The following is a 19433-nucleotide window of genomic DNA, read 5'->3' on the forward strand; positions in this document are numbered from 1 at the left end:
CCGAACTCAGAGCAACCCGGCGGCGCGCTGCAGGTTCGGGTCGTTCGACTCCGACCACCGCTGCACGATCCGTCGTGCGCGCGTGACATCCGGTTCCGCCAACCGCTCGAGCAGCGGGCCGACGACGTCGCCGGCCAGCGGATCGATGAGCTCGGGCACGCGCGCGTCGCGAAGGAACTGCTCGACCCGGGTGAGGTCGTTTCCCCGCAGGAGCGGCAGCGCGCGTTGCAGCAGGACGATCGCCGCCAGCCGGCGCTCGTACACGGGCTGCGACCACAGCTCCGACGCGAGCGCCGTGACGTCGTCGTGCGGCATCCGCGGATATCGCCGGTCTGCGTCGCGCACCGTGCCGCGCACCGCGCCGACGGATGCGCCGTAGAACCTGAGGCCTCCCCCGATGCGGTCGGCATCGGCATCCGCTCGGGCCGCGGAGCCCTCGGCCTGGAGGGTGCGGTCGATGAACTCGGCCGCAGACGTCATGCTTCGATTCTCCGCCAACGCGGGCGACGGGTGACGCTCGTCAGACGGCGGTGTATCCGCCGTCGACGACGAGGATCGAGCCGGTGACGAACGACGACGCGCCGCTCGCGAGGAACACGACGCTCGGAGCGATCTCGTCGGGGAGCGCGAAGCGCTGCTGGGGCGCGTCCTCCACCCAGTACCGCTGGAACTCGGGTCGGTCGACCGGCGCCATCTCGGTCTTGACGTAGCCGGGGGCCACGGCGTTGACGCGGATGTTGTAGGGCGCCCACTCGACGGCGAGCGACTTCGTGAGGTGGTGCACGGCCGCCTTCGAGGCGTTGTACGCGGGCTGCCACTGGGGGCGGTTGACGATCAGTCCCGACATGCTGCCGATGTTGACGATCGACCCGCCACCGAGCTCGCGCATGTGGGCACCCGCGGCGATGCTGGCCTTCCAGAGCGCTCGCACGTTGAGGTCCCACACGGCGTCCCACTCGTCGTCGGTCACGTCGAACGATGGGTTGTGCACGCACGTCCCGGCGTTGTTGACCAGCACGTCGATGCGCCCGAGACCCTCGATCGCGGCATCCGTCATCGCCGCGACCTGCGCGTCGTCGGTGAGGTCGGCGGTGATCGGGAGGAACTCGTGCCCCGCGTCCCGCGCCTCGTCGACGACCGCGGCGTTCCGCTGCGCACTGCGTCCGGCGATCGCGACACGCGCGCCGGCTTCAGCCAGCCCGAACGCGAACGCCTTCCCGAGACCCTGGTTGCCGCCCGTGACGAGGGCGGTCTTGCCGTCGAGGCTGAATGGTGAGGTCATGCGAGCGCCTTCCGATCGTCGGGCCATCTGTGTTCGGTGTAGCGGAAATGGCGCTCGCCCGCACCCTCACCTGGCTGCGGCGTTGAGTTCCACAGCCTCGGCCACGAGCGCCTTGACCGCGGCCTCGTCCACGCGGTCTCCATCGGAATAGTCGATGGCTCGCACGATTTTGCTGTCGAGCCGGGTATTGAAGAGATCGCTGGGTTCCATGCGGGCACCCTTCGCGAACGTCAGCCGGACGGCGCTCTTGAGCACCTCGACGAAGCAGACGTCTCCGTCATGCGTCCAGAACGGAACTCCCTCCGGTTTGGAGGGCTTCTTGTACTTGACCACCTCGACAGCAGCCGGGTCGGCGGCCAAGATCGCAGCTCGAAGGGCCACGAGCACGTCATGTTTCCAGCCGCTCTGCTGCGCGATGATGTCGTCGATCTGATCGGAATCGGACTTCTCACTCATGCGCGAATACTCTCGAAGAGCGCTGACGAAATCAACAGCCGAAGTCGGTCGGAAACGCGCCAGGCTGCGAGAGTCCAGAACCAATGGCCATCTCCGTTCCATTGGTGCACTGCCGTCGCTCTGTGCCGGTGTACCGCAGATGACGGCTCGCCGCGTCCGGCACGCATTGCACGATCAGTGCAGTATGCTGCACTGATGGGATTGGATGCCGAAGCGCTCGCGGGCGTGATCGGGTCGCGGGTGCGACACGAACGCAACGCTCGGAACTGGACACTCGACCGGCTCGCCGAGGTCGCGGGCGTCAGCCGCCGCATGGTCGTCAACGTCGAACAGGGCACCGTCAACCCGAGCATCGGCACGCTCCTGCGCTTGAGCGATGCCCTCGGCGTCGGGCTCCCCGCGCTCGTCGAGCCCCCGCATCGTGCCCGAACGAAGGTCACTCGCGCAGGCGGTGGGGCCGTCCTGTGGCGCGGCAACGCCGGCGGTCGCGGAGTGCTCGTCGCCGGCACCGAATCACCCGACGTCCTCGAGCTCTGGGAGTGGGAACTCGCGCCCGGCGAGGAGCATGCCAGCGAGGCGCACGCCGAGGGCACGCGTGAACTGCTGCACGTCCATGACGGCACGCTCGTCGTCACGCTCGCCGGGGAACCGCTCACCCTCTCGGCCGGCGATGCGCTGAGTTTCGTGGGTGACGAGGTGCACTCCTACGCGAATACCGGGGACGTGCCCACCCGCTTCTCGCTCGCCGTCTACGAACCGGGCGTCGGATCCGCACACCGAAGGGACGGCGTCGATGGCTGAGTCGTCCTCGATCGGGGCATCGTGAGCCGGTCACCCGGCAGCGCGCGCGTGCCCGCATGGTCGATGGCGGTCGCCGCGATGCTGTTGATCCAGCTGTGCAACGCGCTCTCCATCGGGCTCATCGCCGAGGTCGGCGCCGCAGGAACCGCGTGGCTTCGGCTCAGCATGGGCGCGCTCGTCCTGATCCTGATCGCCCGGCCACCGCTGCGTTCGATCCGACGAGCGGATGTCCCTGCGCTGCTCGGATTGGGCGTCGCCAGCGGCCTCATGACGACCGCATTCCTCTCGGCGATCGACCGCATCCCCCTCGGGACCGCGGTCGCGATCGAGTTCCTCGGGCCGCTCACGGTCGCGGCGATCCTCAGCCGCAGCCGACGCATGCTGGTGTGGCCCGTGCTCGCGATGGCGGGCGTGGTGCTGCTCACCGAGCCCTGGCGGGGCGAGATGGACCTGATCGGGGTGGGCTTCGCCGCACTGGCGGGGCTCGGCTGGGGCGTCTACATCGTGTTGACCCAGCGGGTGGGCGACCGCTTCGCCGGCATCAGCGGCCTGTCGATGACGATTCCGATCGCCGCGATCGTGACGGCGTTCATCGGCGTTCCGCAGTCGTTCGGGCACCTCGACTGGCGGGTGCTGCTGTTCGCCCTCGGGCTCGCACTGCTCGCCCCGGTGCTCGCGTTCGGCCTCGAGATGCTGGCCCTCCGCCGGATGACGCACACCGCCTTCGGAACGCTCATGGCCCTCGAGCCGGCGTTCGGTGTGATCCTGGGCCTGCTCGTGCTGCACCAGCTGCCCTCAGCGCTGCAGGTCGCCGGCATCCTGCTCGTCGTGCTGGCCGGTGCCGGCGCGCAGCGCGGTGGCGCCCGGGATCCAGAGGCGACGACGGCGCCCTCGGCGGCGAGCACCCCCGCGTCTAGGCTGCTGCCGTGACCCGAACGACCGTCTTCGATCCCCATGCCCCCGAACCGGTCGGCCCGTACTCGCATGCCGCGGTCGGAGCCGACGGCACCCTCTTTCTCTCCGGCCAGACCCCGATCGATCCCTCCACCGGACGACTCGTCGCCGGGGACGTGGCCGCGCAGACGCGACAGGTCTTCTCGAACCTGGCATCCGTGCTGTCGGCTGCCGGCCGCACGCTCGACGACGTGACGAAGGTCAACGTGTACCTCGTCGACATGGAGGACTTCGGGGCGATGAACAGCGTGTACTCGACGATCTTCACCGCGCCCTACCCGGCCCGCACGACTGTGGCGGTGGCGGGCCTTCCGCTCGGCGCACGAGTGGAGATCGAGCTGGTCGCGTAGCGCTCTGCGCCCACCGCACTGCGCGGTCGCGCAGGCCTGTTCGATGGCGGCCGGATACTGCGCCTCCGGTCGGCGCAGCGCGCCCTGCCGTGCAGTTCGCGGCGGGCACGGCACGGCATCAACCCAACGCCAGCGGGTGTCGGTGATGAGGCAAGCGCATGATGCACCCCCCTCCACCTCACGCGTCACACCGTGCCACGCCCGCGGCGTGTCGACTCCGGGTCGAGCCGTCCACGCTCCCGTCGCTCGACGCGAGGCGCATCTCCCGTGAGCGACGTCAGCACCTCTTCGAGCCGGTCGGCGACGTCGCCGAGAGTGCGGGCATCGACCGACGAGAATTCCCGCTCGATCGCCGGCAGATATGCGCGGGCTGCGACGAGGAACCTGCGTCGGCCCTCTGCCGTGAGCACGGCGAAGGCCGAGCGGCCGTCGTCGGGATTCGGCTCGCGTGCGACGAGGCCCGCGCCGACGAGCTCGTCGACGAGCCGACTCACCCGGGTACGGCTCAGCACCACCCGCTCCGAGAGCTGGCCCATGGTGAGGCGGCCGCCACCGTCGCGCAGCTCCAGCAGCACGTCGTACCAGCTCAACGACATTCCGCCGTCGCTGGCGACGGCCCCGTCGAGACGCGGCAGCAGTGCGGCGTGGAGCCGCAGCACGGCCTCCCAGGTTCGCTCAGCATCGGTGGGGGAGGTCATGCCGCCATGCTACCGCCACTTGTGTGCGTGCGCACGTACATGTTATGGTCCAACCATGATATTTATGTGCGTGCGCACATAAGAAGGGAACCGGAATCATGACCGCACTGCTGCACATCTCGGCATCACCTCGTGGTGAGGCATCCGAGTCGCTCGCCATCGCACGGGTGTTCCTCGACGCGTTCCGTGACGCCGACCCCGAGGCGTCCGTCGACGAATGGAACCTCTGGGACGGATCGCTCCCCGAGTTCGGCCCCGACGGCGCAGGGGCGAAGATGCGCGTCTTCGCCGGCGAGCAGCCCGTCGGCCCACAGGAGACGGCCTGGCACCGCGCGCGACTCGCGTTCGAGCGCTTCGCCGCGGCCGACGCCTACCTCTTCAGCCTGCCGATGTGGAACGCCGGCATTCCGTACATCGCCAAGCAGTTCATCGACGTCGTCAGCCAGCCCGGCATGGTGTTCGACTTCGACCCCGAACGGGGCTACACCGGACTCCTCCGGGGCCGCCGCGCGATGGTCGTGTATACGAGCGCGGTCTACGGCGAGGCTCGCCCAGCCGCATTCGGCAGCGACTTCCAGCAGCCCTACTTCGAGGACTGGCTGCGCTGGACCGGAATCACGGATATCGCATCGATCGCCTTCCGCCCGAACCTCGCCACCGCCGACGCCGAACTCGGGCGCAGGTCCGCACACGCCGCCGCGCGGCGCGAGGGAGCGGAGTTCGGTCGGAGGACGATGCGCCGCGCCTCCTGACGGCGATCCGTCAGCGCGGGCAGGGCAGGGCGTTCTCCGTGCTGGTGGTGGCGGTGTGCCACTTACCGTGAATCGCCTGGACGCGCGCCAGATCCCCCGCTGATCTCCTCCCCCGCTCCCTCACCGAGCGTGGCCTCCAGCTGGTGACTGAACGGCACCTCGCGACACTGTCGACGATCGGGCCTCCGGGGCGATCTGCGCGTGGTCGCCGTGGGCAATGTCGAGCGCGACCACCGCGCCACCGTCGCGCAGGTGCCGGGACCCGAATGGCTCAGCATCGCAGGCCGTGCCGACCTCGCGGTTCGCCTCTGTGCCGAGCGCTACCGGCAGCCACGCGAGAATCCGACCCGGGGCGTCATCCGCATCCACCCCGAGCGGGTTCTCGGCTCTGCCGGCATGTGGTCCACGACGTCCGCCACGAGCTGACCGAACACGGGCGAGACTAGAAGTCCCAGTCCTCGTCCTCCGTCACGACGGCCTTGCCGATCACGTACGACGAGCCCGACCCCGAGAAGAAGTCGTGGTTCTCGTCGGCGTTCGGCGAGAGCGCCGAGAGGATCGCCGGGTTCACGTCGGTCACGGTCTTCGGGAACATCGGCTCGTAGCCGAGGTTCATGAGGGCCTTGTTCGCGTTGTAGTGCAGGAACTTCTTGACGTCTTCGGTCAGGCCGACGCCGTCGTAGAGGTCCTGCGTGTACTGCACCTCGTTGTCGTAGAGCTCGTAGAGCAGCGAGAACGTGTAGTCCTTGAGGTCGTCGCGCTCCTCCTGGCTGACCAGCTCGAGCCCCTTCTGGAACTTGTAGCCGATGTAGTAGCCGTGCACGGCCTCGTCGCGGATGATGAGGCGGATGAGGTCGGCCGTGTTGGTGAGCTTCGCCCGCGACGACCAGTACATCGGCAGGTAGAAGCCCGAGTAGAAGAGGAACGACTCGAGCAGCGTCGAGGCGACCTTGCGCTTCAGCGGCGAGTCGCCCTGGTAGTACTCCATGACGATCGCGGCCTTCTTCTGAAGGTTCTCGTTCTCGACCGACCAGCGGAACGCGTCATCGATGTCCTTCGTCGAGCACAGCGTCGAGAAGATCGACGAGTAGCTCTTCGCGTGCACCGACTCCATGAACGCGATGTTCGTGTACACGGCCTCTTCGTGCGGCGTCAGCGAGTCGGGGATCAGCGACACCGCGCCCACCGTGCCCTGGATCGTGTCGAGCAGCGTCAGGCCGGTGAACACGCGCATCGTAAGCGTCTGCTCGTCGGGCGTCAGCGTGTTCCACGACTGGATGTCGTTCGACAGCGGCACCTTCTCGGGCAGCCAGAAGTTGTTCACCAGGCGGTTCCAGACCTCGAGGTCCTTGTCGTCCTGGATCTTGTTCCAGTTGATCGCGTTGACGTGGTCGACGAGCTTGAGCTTGCCGCCCGAGTGCGCCGGGTCGTTCTTGGCCGAGTTGACCGGATCGGTGAGAGTCATGTCAGTTCCTTCTGAACGGATGTCGCGAGCGGGCGAATCTTCGAACGTGGGCGTTGCCCGCTACAGCGTGCAGCTCACGCACATGTCCAGCTCGGTCCCCTCGAGGGCCATCTGGCGCAGGCGGATGTAGTAGATGGTCTTGATGCCCTTCTTCCACGCGTAGATCTGCGCCTTGTTGATGTCGCGCGTCGTCGCCGTGTCCTTGAAGAACAGCGTGAGCGAGAGGCCCTGGTCGACGTGCTGCGTCGCCGCGGCGTAGGTGTCGATGACCTTCTCGTAGCCGATCTCGTAGGCGTCCTGGTAGTACTCGAGGTTGTCGTTCGTCATGAACGCCGCCGGGTAGTAGACGCGCCCGAGCTTGCCCTCCTTGCGGATCTCGATCTTCGACGCGATCGGGTGGATCGACGCCGTCGAGTTGTTGATGTACGAGATCGACCCGGTGGGCGGCACGGCCTGCAGGTTCTGGTTGTAGATGCCGTGCTCCTGGATGGAGGCCTTCAGCTCCTGCCAGTCCTGCTGCGTGGGGATGTGCACGCCGGCGTCCGCGAAGAGCTGCGTGACCTTGGCGGTCTCGGGCACCCACGCGGCATCCGTGTACTTGTCGAAGAATTCACCCGACGCGTACTTGGAGTCCCAGAAGCCGTCGAAGACCTCACCGCGCTCGATGGCGATGCGGTTCGAGGCGCGCAGCGCGTGGAACAGCACCGTGTAGAAGTAGATGTTCGTGAAGTCGACGCCCTCTTCGCTGCCGTAGAAGACGCGCTCACGGGCGAGGTAGCCGTGCAGGTTCATCTGGCCCAGGCCGATGGCGTGCGACTTGTCGTTGCCGTCTTCGATCGAACGCACCGACGCGATGTGGCTCTGGTTCGAGACCGAGGTGAGGCCGCGGATGGCGGTCTCGACGGTCTTGCCGAAGTCGGGCGAGTCCATGGTGAGGGCGATGTTCAGCGAACCGAGGTTGCAGCTGATGTCCTTGCCGATCTGGTTGTACGAGAGGTCTTCGTTGTAGGTCGTCGGCGTGTTGACCTGGAGGATCTCGGAGCACAGGTTCGACATGTTGATGCGGCCCTTGATGGGGTTCGCCTTGTTCACCGTGTCCTCGAACACGATGTAGGGGTAGCCGCTCTCGAACTGGATCTCGGCGAGGGTCTGGAAGAAGTCGCGCGCGTTGATCTTCGTCTTCTTGATGCGCGGGTCGTCGACCATGGCGCGGTAGTTCTCGGTGATCGGCACGTCGCCGAACGGCTTGCCGTAGACCTTCTCGACGTCGTACGGCGAGAACAGGTACATGTCCTCGTTGTTCTTCGCCAGCTCGAACGTGATGTCGGGCACGACGACGCCGAGCGACAGGGTCTTGATGCGGATCTTCTCGTCGGCGTTCTCGCGCTTGGTGTCGAGGAACCGCATGATGTCGGGGTGGTGCGCGCTGAGGTACACCGCGCCGGCGCCCTGGCGTGCGCCGAGCTGGTTGGCGTAGCTGAAGCTGTCCTCGAGCAGCTTCATGACGGGGATGATGCCCGACGACTGGTTCTCGATCTGCTTGATGGGAGCACCCGACTCGCGGATGTTGCTGAGCAGCAGTGCGACGCCGCCGCCACGCTTCGACAGCTGCAGCGCCGAGTTGATGCCGCGCGCGATCGACTCCATGTTGTCCTCGATGCGGAGCAGGAAGCAGGAGACGAGCTCGCCGCGCTGCGCCTTGCCCGTGTTGAGGAACGTGGGGGTGGCCGGCTGGAAGCGACCGGCGATGATCTCCTCCACCAGGTCGGTGGCGAGCTGCTCGTCGCCCTGCGCGAGGCCGAGCGCGGTCATCACGACGCGGTCCTCGAAGCGCTCGAGGTAGCGCTTGCCGTCGAAGGTCTTCAGCGTGTAGCTCGTGTAGTACTTGAACGCGCCGAGGAACGTCTCGAAGCGGAACCTCTTCGAGTAGGCGAGGTCGTTGAGCCGCTGGATGAAGGCGAAGTCGTACTGCGCCAGCACCTCGGGCTCGTAGTACTCCTTCTCGACGAGGTAGTCGAGGCGCTCCTTGAGGGAGTGGAAGAAGACCGTGTTCTGGTTGACGTGCTGGAGGAAGTACTCGCGCGCCGCCTCACGGTCCTTCTCGAACTGGATCTCGCCGTTCGGGCCGTAGAGGTTGAGCATCGCGTTGAGCGAGTGGTAGTCCATGCCACTGGCCACGCGGGGCGCGTCCATGAGGGCTACGCCGTCAGTTGCTGCTGAGTCGACCAAAATGCGTCCAATCCTTCGTCGACGGCGCGAACGTCGTCTGGGGTTCCGAATACTTCGAAGCGATAGAGGTGGGGCACCCCGGTCTTCCTGGCGATGACGTCGCCGGCGAGTCCGTAGGCGCTCCCGAAGTTGGTGTTGCCGGCGGCGATGACGCCGCGCAGGAGGGCACGATTGTGCGGGTCGTTCAGGAACCTGATGACCTGCTTGGGCACCGCACCGTGGCCGTCGCCGCCACCGTAGGTGGGCACGACCAGCACGAAGGGTTCCTCAGCGCGCAGCGCGTCGTCGCGCGCATGCAGCGGAATCCGCGCTGCCGGGCGGCCCAGTTTCTCGATGAAGCGCTTGGTGTTGCCCGAGACGCTCGAGAAGTAGACCAGGTTCGTCATGGTGCATCCTTCGCCGCATTCCCGTTGTTCCGGCTCTGCGATCCGTTGCCGCTGCCGTGTCGGGCCGCGGGTCAGGCGAGACGAGAGGCGAGTTCGGCGATCTTGTCGGGGCGGAAGCCCGACCAGTGGTCTTCGTCGGTGATGACGACCGGGGCCTGCAGGTAGCCCAGCTCCTTGACGTGCGCGAGGGCGCCCTCGTCGGTGGAGACGTCGAGCACTTCGTACTCGATGCCCTTGCTGTCGAGCGCGCGATACGTCGCGTTGCACTGGACGCAGGAAGGCTTGGTGTAGACCGTGACCGTCATGGTTTCCCCTCGTTCTCTTCGTGTTCTCGAGCCCCGGAGGAGCCCGCCCCCGTACTGCTGTTTTCGCTTCCTCAATACTACATCTAGTGTCTGCGGAACTGAACCGCCACAACATGCTGTAGTTACATTCGTGTAGTTTTCCACGGGTTTGTCCACCGTTCATCCCCAGCCGGATGCCCCGGTGATCCGCGGATTCTCGCGGCGGTGCGATGGGTTATCCACAACCCGGCCGTTTGGAGATTTCTCGCCTGTGGATGGAATCCCCGGCGTGTCGCGATTCGCGACCCCTAGGGGCTCCCGGATGCCGCGACCCCTACATATGGTGTTGTGCCCTTCATGCTGCCACCACCCACCGACATCGCTGCGGGCACGCTGCGCGTGTCGCGGCGCGCGGACGCGGCATCCGCTCGGCTCGCGCGTCACAGGCCGCCAACCACTCACGAGAGGACGCCATTCGCGGGTGCGGAGCCCGTTCCACCCACGAACCGCGTCTCCTCGATGCCATCCACGCCGCCAGTACGGTAGACCGCATGCGGATCACGACGGTCATTCCATTCGAGGGGAGCGACCGGCTGTCCCCGAGGCGGCGACCTGGGCTGCCTCACCGACGTCGGCCGACCTACCGGCTCCTCACGGTGATCCCAGTGGGCGCGGGCGCCATCATCGTGGTCGTTGCCACCGGAATGGACCTCGCTGCGCTCGGCGCCGTCGCAATCGTCGTCTCGCTTTTCGTGACGACCTGGTTCGCACAGATCCTTGTGAGCGCCTCGGGCGGTCGGACTCGATACCGCGCCCTCCGGGAGGCGATGGGCAACGACGGCATCGCGCTCCGAAGCACGGCGTGGATAGAGTCCGGCCTCCCATCTGCAGCATCGGAGCAGGACGACCAGCGCAAGCCGGGCCGCCGTCACCAGATGCTCGCATTCACCCCAGTCGGCCTCGAGCTCCGCGAGCGCCCGATCGGCGGCTCGAACGGCGCAACCGTCCTCCCCTACGCAGCGATCGACGACGTGAGGGTCGGCACTGCGGCCTTCAGCGACTGGTCCGACCGGGCCGTGCTCCTCGCGGGCCGCATCGAGGGACGGCCGGTCGAGTTCGGCATCGTCCCGGTCGACGAGTCGTCGCTCCTGATCTGGCCGGCGACGGATGCCGCGTACCGCGCGTTGCTCGAGCGGCTCATCGACTGCGCAACGTCAGGTGGCCTGGGCTCGACTGCGACCGAGCCGAGGTCGGGGTGACGGCGGCAGCACGCGCGGCCAGCCGGTCGAAGACGCTCGCCTCCGGCTGGAGCCCCACGTGCGCGGAAGCTCCGAGATGACGCGAACTGTCGTTCCGGTGCTGTTCGAACGTCGATTCGCGTCATCTCACCGCGGGGCTCCCGATCTCGCGACGCCGAGCCGTCGCAGAGCGGCGCTGGAGGTCGTCGGAGGGTCGGCGTAGCGTGACGCTGCAACGGCAAGGAGGCCCGATGACCGAGTTCGTGACATCCGCCGACGGCACGCGCATCGCGTTCGACCGCGAGGGCGGCGGGCCGCCCGTGATCCTGATCGGCGGGGCGATGCAGTTCCGGGCGTTCGACCCCGCGACGGTCGAGATGGCGCACCTGCTCGCCGGCCACGGCTTCACCGTCGTCAACTACGACCGGCGCGGCCGCGGCGAGAGTCCCGCCGAGCCGCCCATCACCCTCGATCAGACCATCGACGACCTGCGCGCGCTCACCGAGCTGCTCACCGAGGGGGCCGACGACGCGGTCGCCCTGTTCGGCAACTCGTCGGGCGGCGCGATCGCCCTCGCCGCCGCCGCTGCCGGCCTGCCCGTCTCGAAGCTCGTGTTCTTCGAGGTGCCGCTCGACGCCGAGGGCGGAGCCGAGGGTGCCGTCTTCGTCGAGGAGCTCCGCGAGCGCATCGAGGCCGGCGACCGGGTCGGCACCCTCGAGACCTTCATGGCCGACATGCCGCCCGAGTGGCTCGAGGGGGCCAGGCGGAGCCCGGGCTGGCCGACGATGCTCGAGGTCGCGCCGAGCCTGCTGCCCGACGCCGAGTCGCTCGCCTGGACGCAGTCCGCCCCCCGCGCCGAGCTCTGGCGCGGCATCAGCGCGCCGACGCTGGTCCTAGTCGCCGAGCAGACGCAGCCGCTCATGACGTCGGCTGCGGCATCCATCGTCGCTTCGATGCCGGATGCCACGAGCCGCACCATCCCCGGCACCGACCACCGCTGGAACCCGCACGGGATGGCACTCGTGATCGCGGAGTTCCTCGTCGGCTGAACGGATGCCGCGGCGGCACGCGCACCCGGCGCGAATGCCGCGTGCGCGGCCGCGCGCGACTCGGGCTCAGGGCGACGTGACCGCGACCCGCACCCGCGTGGGCGCGGCCGTGCTCGCCCGCGCGACGAGGTCGGGCACCCGGGGCGCGGGCATGAGCCGGTCGTCGTCGCCCAGGACCGCGAGCACTCCCGCCATGGCGTCGCGGCCGAGCGCGTCGAAGTCCTGCCGCACGGTCGTGAGCGGCGGGGTGAAGTAGGCCGCCTCGGGGATGTCGTCGAAGCCGACGACGCTGACGTCGCCCGGCACCGAGCGTCCGGCCTCGGCGAGCGCGTGCATCACGCCGAGCGCCATCTGGTCGTTCGACACGAACACCGCGGTCATGTCGGCGTCAGCGGCGAGCGTGCGTCCGTGGGCGGCACCGCTGCGCGGCGACCAGTCGCCGACCAGGGGCTCGCGAGCCGGAAGCCCGTGTTCGCCGAGCACCGCCGACCACCCCCGCAGGCGCTCCGCCGCATCCATCGCGTTCGACGGGCCGCTGACATGCCGGATCTCACGATGCCCCAGCGAGATGAGGTGCTCGACGGCCAGGCGAGCGCCCGAGTACTGGTCGAGCCAGACCCGGTGCATGCCGCCGCGGTCCTCGGAGGCGACCGCGATGATCGGCACCCCGAGCTCGACCCCGTCGAGGGCGTCGAGCGCGCCCCGCTCGGCGGCGATCAGCACGATCGCCTCGACGTTCTGGCGCACGAGCAGTTCGGCCGCCGAGCGCAGGCTCGGGGCATCCGTCTCGAGCATGCTCGCCGTGATCACCGAGTACCGGGCGTCGCGTGCGGCCTCGTTGAAGTGCAGCGCCGTGCTCGAGGGTCCGTAGTCGGGGGCGCCGGTGACGATGAGCCCGAGCGTGCGCGTGCGCCGCGTGACCAGCGCGCGCGCGGCCGGGGACGGCACGTAGCGAAGTTGCTTGATCGCCTGCTCGACGCGGGCGCGGGTGGCCGGGCGCACGTTGGGCAGGTCGTTGAGCACGCGCGACACCGTCTGGTGCGACACGCCGGCGAGCCGTGCGACGTCGAAGATCGTCGCAGCGCGCGCCCTGTCGTCTGGCTCGACCACTCGCTGCTGCGCTCCCGCCCCGCGCCCTGGGGCGCGCTCATTATGTCGATTATCCTGCCCGGAGCCGGTCGGCCCGGCCGCTTGGGGTCAGCCGCGTCGTCCGGCGGCTCGGCCGCAGCGATCGCCGCCGCACCCACCGCCCCCGGACGCGGCACCCTCACCGCCGCCTGGCCGTGAGCACCTTCTGCAGGATGATGAACACGAGCAGCAGGGCGCCGATGAAGATCTTCGTCCACCACGACGAGAGCGTGCCCTCGAACGTGATGATGGTCTGGATCACGCCGAGCACCAGCACGCCGAGCACCGACCCGAGCACGAACCCGTAGCCGCCGGTGAGCAGCGTGCCGCCGATGACGACCGCGGCGATCGCGTCGAGCTCCGTGCCGATCGCGGTGAGCGGGTAGCCCGAGAGCGTGTAGAAGGTGAAGAGCACGCCGGCGAGACCCGAGCAGAATCCGCTGATCACGTAGACGAGCACCTTCGTGCGGGCGACGGGGAGGCCCATCAGCAGGCCGCTCTGCTCGCTGCCGCCGATGGCGTACACCGTGCGCCCGAACCGGGTGGCATGCAGCACCCAGACGGCGATCGCCACGGCGACGACCGCGATGATGACGCTCGGCGTGATCGACATGTTGCCGCCGAGCGGGATGCGCGCCACGGCCAACTGCACGAACGTGGCATCCGTGATCGAGATCGAGCTCTGGCTGATCACGTAGCAGAGGCCGCGGGCGAGGAACATCGCCGCCAGCGTGGCGATGAACGGCTGCACCTTGAAGATGTGGATCATCAACCCCACCAGCAGGCCGAGCACGCTCGTGAGCACGAGGATCAGCGGGATCACCGCCGCGGGCGACCAGCCGGTCTGCAGCAGGCTCGCCGCGATCATGCCGCTGAGGGCGACGACCGCGCCGACCGAGAGGTCGATGCCGCCGGTGAGGATCACGAACGTCATGCCGACCGCGAGCACGATCAGGTAGGCGTTGTCGACGAACAGGTTGAGGAGCACCTGCCCCGAGAAGAACCCGCGATACCGCACGCCGCCGATGATGAAGATCGCCACGAACAGCACGGCCGTCACGGTGACGGGCCCGTACTTCGGGCTCGTGAGCAGGTTCCGGATGCTGCGCACCACGCCCGCGCGGGGAGCCTGGCCGGTCGGGCCGCCACGGCCACGGCCGCCGGTGCGTGTGGGGCGCTCGGGTGCGTCGAGGAGCTTCGTCATGAGGTCGCCACCCCCTTGCCGGCTCGCACGGACAGTCTTCGCCGGAATCCGCTGAGCGCCTCGGCCGTCGTCGGCGACTGCAGCAGGCACACGACGGTGACCACCGCCGCCTTGAACACCATCGTCGCGATCGGCGGGATGCCGACGGTGTAGACCGTCGTCACGAGGGTCTGGATGACGAGGGCGCCGACGAGCGTGCCGGCCAGGGTGTAGCGGCCGCCGGCCAGCGACGTGCCGCCGATGACCACCGCGAGGATCGCGTCGAGCTCGATGAACAGGCCCGTGTTGTTCGCGTCGGCGGCGGCGGTGTTCGCCGTGAGGATGAGCCCGGCGATCGCCGCGCAGAACGCGCTGAACGTGTAGACGACGAACAGCAGCCCGCGCGCCCGCACGCCCGCCTGGCGGCTCGCCTCGGGGTTGATGCCGACCGACTCGATGAACATGCCGAGCGCGGTGCGACGCGTGATGAGCGCCGCCGCGGCGAAGACGACCGCCGCGATGATGACGGCGATCGGCACGCCGAACCAGAAGCCCGACCCGAGCGCCTTGAACGGCGGGCTGTTGACCGTGAGGATCTGCCCCTCGGTGATGAGCATCGCCACGCCCCGGCCCGCGGTCATGAGGATGAGCGTCGCGATGATCGGCTGGATGCCGAGCACCGCCACGAGGAAGCCGTTCCACGCGCCGAGCACGAGCGAGATGAGCAGCGCGACGGTGATCGCGACGGCGACCGTGGCGGGGTTGCCCGGGTCGGGCGAGCCGAGCATGATCGAGCAGGCCACGGCGCCGGCGATCGCGGCGACGGCGCCGACTGACAGGTCGATGCCGCGTGTGGCGATGACGAGGGTCATGCCCACGGCGATGATGAGCGTGGGTGCGCCGTTGCGCAGGATGTCGACGAGGCTGCCGAACAGGTGCCCGTCGCGCAGGGTGACCGTGAAGAAGCCGGGGAAGGCGATCAGGTTGATCGTGAAGAGCACGAGCAGCATCACGATCGGCCAGAACAGCCGGTTCGCGATGAGCCGGGCGAGCAGGGCGCTCATCGGGGGTCTCCTGTCGGATCGGTCGTGGTCGGGTCGGATTCGGTCGCCGCCGGGTCGGTGACGGATGCCGCGGGCAGCAGGGATGCGGCGAGCAGCTCGCCGCCCGCGGCATCCGGAGCCTCTGGATCGTCGCCCGAGCCGTCGGCGATGAGCGCGAGCAGCGCGTCGACGGTGAGCCCGTCGTTCTCGAGGTCGGCGACGACGTGCCGGTCGCGCAGCACCACGATGCGGTGGCTGAGGCGCAGCACCTCCTCGAGCTCGGCCGAGATGAACAACACGCTCATGCCGTTCTCGGCCAGGTTGAAGACGAGCTTCTGGATCTCGGCCTTCGCCCCGATGTCGATGCCGCGGGTGGGCTCGTCGAGGATGAGGAGCCGGGGCGCGATCGCAAGCCAGCGCGCGAGCAGCACCTTCTGCTGGTTGCCGCCCGAGAGGTTGCGCACGAGCGCATCGGGGTTGGCGGGCCGAATGTTGAGGGCCTGGATGTAGCTCTGCGTGAGCTCGTCCTGCCGCTTCTTGGGGATGGGCCTGGCCCATCCGCGGTCGGCCTGCAGGGCGAGCACGATGTTGTCGCGCACGGTGAGGTCGCCGACGACCCCCTCGTCGCGGCGGTTCTCGGACGAGAAGGCGATGCGGTGCGAGAGCGCCTGACGGGGTGTGCGCAACCGTGTGGACTTTCCGCCGATCGACAGTTCGCCCGAGTCGGCCCGGTCGATGCCGCCGAGGAGGCGCGCGAACTCGGTGCGGCCCGAGCCGAGCAGTCCCGCGAAGCCCACGACCTCGCCCGCCGCGATCGGCAGGTCGGCCGGATGCATCGCGCCACGGCGCCCCAGCTTGGTCGCCTGCACGAAGGTCGCGGCATCCGACTCGTCGACCGACACCGATCGCGCGCGCTGCTCGAGGTCGTCGAGCACCGTGAGTTCCTTGCCGATCATCTTCTGCACGAGGTCGATGCGCAGCAGCTCCTCGACGAGGTACTCCCCCACGAGCTTGCCGTTGCGCAGCACGGTGAGGCGGTCGCAGATCTCGTACACCTGGTCGAGGAAGTGCGACACGAAGAGGATCGCGACGCCCTGCTCCTTGAGCGAGCGGATGACGCGGAAGAGCTCGGCGACCTCGTCGGCGTCGAGCGACGAGGTGGGCTCGTCGAGGATGAGCACCTTCGCCTGCACGTCGATGGCGCGGGCGATCGCGATGAGCTGCTGCACCGCGAGCGAGTGGTCGCCGAGGAGCGAGCCCGGATCGAGGTCGAGGTTGAGGCCCGCGAGCAGCTCGGCGGAGCGGCGGCGCATCGCACGCCAGTCGACCGAGCCGAAGCGCCGCGGCTCACGCCCGAGCATGATGTTCTCGGCCACCGACAGGTTGGGCAGGAGGTTCACCTCCTGGTACACCGTCGAGATTCCGGATGCCTGCGCCTGGGCGGGCCCGCTGAACGAGACCTGCTCGCCGCCGAGCGTGATGGTGCCGGCATCGATGCCGTACACCCCGGTGAGCGCCTTGATGAGGGTGGACTTGCCCGCACCGTTCTCACCCATGAGCGAGTGCACCTCGCCGGGGAACAGGCGGAAGTCGACGCCGTCGAGCGCCTTGACGCCCGGGAACGTGATCGAGATGCCGCGCATCTCCACCACTGGGGCGGCGGGATCGGTGGGGTTGGTCACGAGGCGCTCCATCGAGTCTGGTGGTGGGTCGAGCGTAGGGCACGGCGGGTGCGCGGAAGTCGCTCCCCGCACCCGCCGGCCCGATCGGTCGACGGATGCCTCGCGGCATCCGTCGATCGGATCAGTACTGCCGGTCGGGCAGGGCCTCGATGGCCTGCTCCTGGTCGAACGTCGTCTCCTCGGTGATGATGCGCTGCTCGACCTCGCCACCGTCGTTGAGGGTCTTGATGATGTCGACGAGCTGCTTGCCGAGGAGCGGCGAGCACTCCACGATGAAGTTGATCTTGCCGTCGGCGAGGGCCTGCATGCCGTCGTGCACCGCGTCGACCGTGACGATCTTGATGTCCTCGCCGGGAACCAGGCCCGCCGCTTCGATCGCCTCGATGGCGCCGAGGCCCATGTCGTCGTTGTGCGCGTAGACCAGGTCGATGTCGGGGTTCGACTTCAGCATCGCCTCCATGACCTGCTTGCCGCCGGCACGCGTGAAGTCACCGGTCTGGCTGGCGACGACCTCGAGGTTCGGGTTCTGGCGGATCGTGTCGGCGAAGCCCTCGGCCCGGTCGATCGCCGGAGCGGCGCCCGTCGTGCCCTCGAGCTGGACGATGTTGACCTTCTCCGTCGAGTCCTTGTACTGGTCGAGCACCCAGAGGCCGGCCTTCTTGCCCTCTTCGATGAAGTCCGAGCCGAGGAACGACTTGTACAACGACGTGTCCTTGCTGTCGACCGCACGGTCGGTGAGCACGACGGGGATGCCCGCGGCCTTGGCCTCGTTGAGCACCGCATCCCACCCGGTCTCGACGACGGGCGAGAAGGCGATGTAGTCGACGCCCTGCTGGATGTAGGAGCGGATCGCTTTGATCTGGTTCTCCTGCTTCTGCTGCGCGTCGGAGAACTTGAGCTCGATGCCCGCGTCCTCGAAGGCCGCCTGGATGTCCTTGGTGTTGGCGGTGCGCCAACCCGACTCCGCGCCGACCTGGGCGAAGCCGACGACGAGTTCGTCGAGCGCCTTCGGGCCCTCGCTCGCGCCGCCGCTCCCGCCGGTTCCCGCGCAGGCGGAGAGGGCGAGGAGCATCGCGCCGGCTGCGGCGATTCCGATGAGCTTCTTCATCAGTGTGAACCTCCTTGTTCAGTGGTGCCGGCGGAGTGATCGGTGATGCTGCGTCCCTGGTGCGCCGGACGGTCAGTTCATCCTGACCGCAATCGCGATGTTAGCGCTCACTTGTTAGCGCTCACAAGTGCGAGTTCGATAACGGATGCATCACGGTCGACGGATGCCGCTTTCCGCCCCTCCTCCCGCCCGGCCGCTCGCATCGCCGAGGCCCGGCGCTCCGGCGGCGTCACCGGCACGCGCGTGGTCCGGCTGCGAATGTGAGCGCTCATTCGGGCACGCCGCTCTGCTCCTGCGCGCCTCGCCGAGCCCTTCCGACCGGAATCCCGTTCTCGCATCGGAAGCCCCGGCGCTCGGGATTCCGCCGCCCGAACGGGATTCCGGCGGGCATCCGCCGCGGCATCCGGCTCGCCCGACGTGTGCTCGTGGGCGGCGGCTCAGGCGAACGGCCCGCGCTCAGGATGAAACGCGCCGTTCGCGCCTGAATCGCGCACGCATGCCTGAATCGGGGCGATGGCGCGCGCTCGCTCCTCGACTCGGCGGGACGACGAGGCCACCGGCGCCAGTGCGCGGCGCGGGCGGACGGCGGGCGGGCGGACGCGAGCGCGCGGGGCTACGCCTTGGGCGCCTTCGCTGCCGCCTTCGCCGCCTGCTTCGTCGCGCGCACCTTGGCGAGCGACTCGGGGTCGGTGATGTCGGCGACCGAGGCGAAGCATCCGTCCTCGCCGTAGTGGCCGACGGCCTCGCGCCAGCCGGATGCCTCGAGCCCGAGCTGCTTGCCGAGCAGCGCCAGGAAGATCCGCGCCTTCTGCTCGCCGAAGCCGGGGAGGGCCTTGAGTCGCTTCAGCACCTCGGCACCGTCGGGGTCGCCCTGCGTCCAGATGGCCGCCGCGTCGCCACCCCAGTCGTCGACGACCGCCTGCGCCAACGACTGCACCCGCCCCGCCATCGACCCCGGGTAGCGATGCACGGCGGGCGTCTGCTTGAACAGCTCGGCGAACCGCTCGGGGTCGTAGCCGGCCACCGCCTGCGGCTCGATCGAGCCGGTGCGCTCCTTGATCTTCAGCGGCCCGGCGAAGGCCGTCTCCATCGCGACCTGCTGGTCGAGCAGCATGCCCGTGAGCAGCGCGAACGCGTCGGTGCTGAGCAGTTCGTCGGCGGCGGCGTCTCCGGTGATGTGCAGTGCCATGTGCTCCATCCTTCCACCGGGGTCCACGGCGTCACCAGGGCGAGCGGATGCCGCGGCGCAGGCACGCGGCATACGTCACCGCATGCGGACAGGAACTGACCGCATCGTTGGCCAGACTGGGCGCAGGCGATTCGATGGAACGGATCGCGCAACCGA

The 19433-nt window shown here is 68.6% G+C and carries 21 protein-coding genes; 7 read left to right on the plus strand and 14 right to left on the minus strand.

All coding sequences use genetic code 11. The features are described 5' to 3' along the window. Positions 1 to 6: 6 nt before the first annotated feature. From J2X63_RS04330 to J2X63_RS04340, 3 genes are all read right to left on the minus strand, one after another. On the minus strand, positions 7 to 480 hold the full coding sequence (locus J2X63_RS04330) for a DNA alkylation repair protein (protein ID WP_309974259.1): 474 nt from the start codon (positions 478 to 480) through the stop codon (positions 7 to 9). A 40-nt stretch (positions 481 to 520) separates the two neighbouring features. Then, the gene (locus J2X63_RS04335) at positions 521 to 1282 is read right to left on the minus strand and encodes a glucose 1-dehydrogenase (protein ID WP_309974261.1); all 762 of its coding nucleotides are present in this window, start codon (positions 1280 to 1282) and stop codon (positions 521 to 523) included. Positions 1283 to 1348: 66 nt separating this feature from the next. Beyond that, positions 1349 to 1738 carry a DUF1801 domain-containing protein gene (locus tag J2X63_RS04340; RefSeq protein WP_309974263.1) on the minus strand — a complete coding sequence of 130 codons (390 nt, stop codon included), beginning with the start codon at positions 1736 to 1738 and terminating at the stop codon, positions 1349 to 1351. 195 nt (positions 1739 to 1933) lie between these two features. Between J2X63_RS04340 and J2X63_RS04345 the strand changes: the two genes are divergently transcribed. The 3 genes from J2X63_RS04345 (at position 1934) to J2X63_RS04355 (ending at position 3843) form a co-directional block, all read left to right on the plus strand. Continuing rightward, a complete protein-coding gene (locus J2X63_RS04345) occupies positions 1934 to 2539 on the plus strand; it encodes an XRE family transcriptional regulator (RefSeq protein WP_309974265.1) in 606 nt (201 codons plus the stop codon). A 63-nt stretch (positions 2540 to 2602) separates the two neighbouring features. Further along, positions 2603 to 3469: an EamA family transporter gene (locus J2X63_RS04350; protein WP_309977786.1), complete on the plus strand. Its 867-nt coding sequence runs from the start codon at positions 2603 to 2605 to the stop codon at positions 3467 to 3469. Then, complete coding sequence (locus J2X63_RS04355) at positions 3466 to 3843, plus strand: Rid family detoxifying hydrolase (RefSeq protein ID WP_309974267.1); 378 nt, start codon at positions 3466 to 3468, stop codon at positions 3841 to 3843. The genes J2X63_RS04350 and J2X63_RS04355 overlap by 4 nt, the downstream gene beginning before the upstream one ends. 185 nt (positions 3844 to 4028) lie before the next feature. On the opposite strand, the gene J2X63_RS04360 is transcribed toward J2X63_RS04355, so the two are convergent. Then, on the minus strand, positions 4029 to 4541 hold the full coding sequence (locus tag J2X63_RS04360) for a MarR family transcriptional regulator (RefSeq protein ID WP_309974269.1): 513 nt from the start codon (positions 4539 to 4541) through the stop codon (positions 4029 to 4031). Positions 4542 to 4639: 98 nt separating this feature from the next. Between J2X63_RS04360 and J2X63_RS04365 the strand changes: the two genes are divergently transcribed. Then, the gene (locus J2X63_RS04365) at positions 4640 to 5293 is read left to right on the plus strand and encodes an NAD(P)H-dependent oxidoreductase (RefSeq protein ID WP_309974270.1); all 654 of its coding nucleotides are present in this window, start codon (positions 4640 to 4642) and stop codon (positions 5291 to 5293) included. 201 nt (positions 5294 to 5494) lie between these two features. Continuing rightward, positions 5495 to 5719, plus strand: a complete 225-nt coding sequence (locus J2X63_RS04370) for a hypothetical protein (protein WP_309974272.1) — start codon at positions 5495 to 5497, stop codon at positions 5717 to 5719. 16 nt (positions 5720 to 5735) lie between these two features. Here the strand turns inward: J2X63_RS04370 and nrdF are convergent, their stop codons facing one another. From nrdF to nrdH, 4 genes are all read right to left on the minus strand, one after another. Then, positions 5736 to 6758 carry a class 1b ribonucleoside-diphosphate reductase subunit beta gene (gene nrdF, locus J2X63_RS04375; RefSeq protein WP_309974274.1) on the minus strand — a complete coding sequence of 341 codons (1023 nt, stop codon included), beginning with the start codon at positions 6756 to 6758 and terminating at the stop codon, positions 5736 to 5738. Between the two features lie 60 nt (positions 6759 to 6818). Further along, positions 6819 to 8951, minus strand: coding sequence for a class 1b ribonucleoside-diphosphate reductase subunit alpha (nrdE, locus tag J2X63_RS04380; protein ID WP_309974276.1), 2133 nt, complete (start codon positions 8949 to 8951; stop codon positions 6819 to 6821). 5 nt (positions 8952 to 8956) lie between these two features. Then, complete coding sequence (gene nrdI / locus J2X63_RS04385; RefSeq protein ID WP_309974278.1) at positions 8957 to 9373, minus strand: class Ib ribonucleoside-diphosphate reductase assembly flavoprotein NrdI; 417 nt, start codon at positions 9371 to 9373, stop codon at positions 8957 to 8959. 71 nt (positions 9374 to 9444) lie between these two features. Further along, on the minus strand, positions 9445 to 9678 hold the full coding sequence (gene nrdH / locus J2X63_RS04390) for a glutaredoxin-like protein NrdH (RefSeq protein WP_067873141.1): 234 nt from the start codon (positions 9676 to 9678) through the stop codon (positions 9445 to 9447). A gap of 530 nt (positions 9679 to 10208) precedes the next feature. Between nrdH and J2X63_RS04395 the strand changes: the two genes are divergently transcribed. After that, positions 10209 to 10916, plus strand: coding sequence for a hypothetical protein (locus tag J2X63_RS04395; RefSeq protein WP_309974282.1), 708 nt, complete (start codon positions 10209 to 10211; stop codon positions 10914 to 10916). A 230-nt stretch (positions 10917 to 11146) separates the two neighbouring features. Then, positions 11147 to 11944: an alpha/beta hydrolase gene (locus tag J2X63_RS04400; RefSeq protein WP_309974284.1), complete on the plus strand. Its 798-nt coding sequence runs from the start codon at positions 11147 to 11149 to the stop codon at positions 11942 to 11944. Between the two features lie 66 nt (positions 11945 to 12010). Here the strand turns inward: J2X63_RS04400 and J2X63_RS04405 are convergent, their stop codons facing one another. From J2X63_RS04405 to J2X63_RS04430, 6 genes are all read right to left on the minus strand, one after another. After that, positions 12011 to 13054: a LacI family DNA-binding transcriptional regulator gene (locus tag J2X63_RS04405; RefSeq protein WP_309974286.1), complete on the minus strand. Its 1044-nt coding sequence runs from the start codon at positions 13052 to 13054 to the stop codon at positions 12011 to 12013. A gap of 157 nt (positions 13055 to 13211) precedes the next feature. Then, positions 13212 to 14276: a galactofuranose ABC transporter, permease protein YjfF gene (gene yjfF, locus J2X63_RS04410; protein WP_309974288.1), complete on the minus strand. Its 1065-nt coding sequence runs from the start codon at positions 14274 to 14276 to the stop codon at positions 13212 to 13214. Continuing rightward, the gene (locus J2X63_RS04415; protein ID WP_309974290.1) at positions 14273 to 15319 is read right to left on the minus strand and encodes an ABC transporter permease; all 1047 of its coding nucleotides are present in this window, start codon (positions 15317 to 15319) and stop codon (positions 14273 to 14275) included. Before J2X63_RS04415 ends, yjfF begins: the two co-directional genes overlap by 4 nt. Next, positions 15316 to 16992: a sugar ABC transporter ATP-binding protein gene (locus J2X63_RS04420; protein ID WP_396133108.1), complete on the minus strand. Its 1677-nt coding sequence runs from the start codon at positions 16990 to 16992 to the stop codon at positions 15316 to 15318. The genes J2X63_RS04415 and J2X63_RS04420 overlap by 4 nt, the downstream gene beginning before the upstream one ends. A 109-nt stretch (positions 16993 to 17101) precedes the next feature. Next, positions 17102 to 18088, minus strand: a complete 987-nt coding sequence (locus J2X63_RS04425; protein ID WP_309974292.1) for an ABC transporter substrate-binding protein — start codon at positions 18086 to 18088, stop codon at positions 17102 to 17104. A gap of 613 nt (positions 18089 to 18701) precedes the next feature. Beyond that, complete coding sequence (locus J2X63_RS04430) at positions 18702 to 19286, minus strand: HhH-GPD-type base excision DNA repair protein (protein ID WP_309974294.1); 585 nt, start codon at positions 19284 to 19286, stop codon at positions 18702 to 18704. Positions 19287 to 19433: the final 147 nt, after the last annotated feature.

Source organism: Agromyces sp. 3263 (assembly GCF_031456545.1).
GTDB lineage: Bacteria > Actinomycetota > Actinomycetes > Actinomycetales > Microbacteriaceae > Agromyces.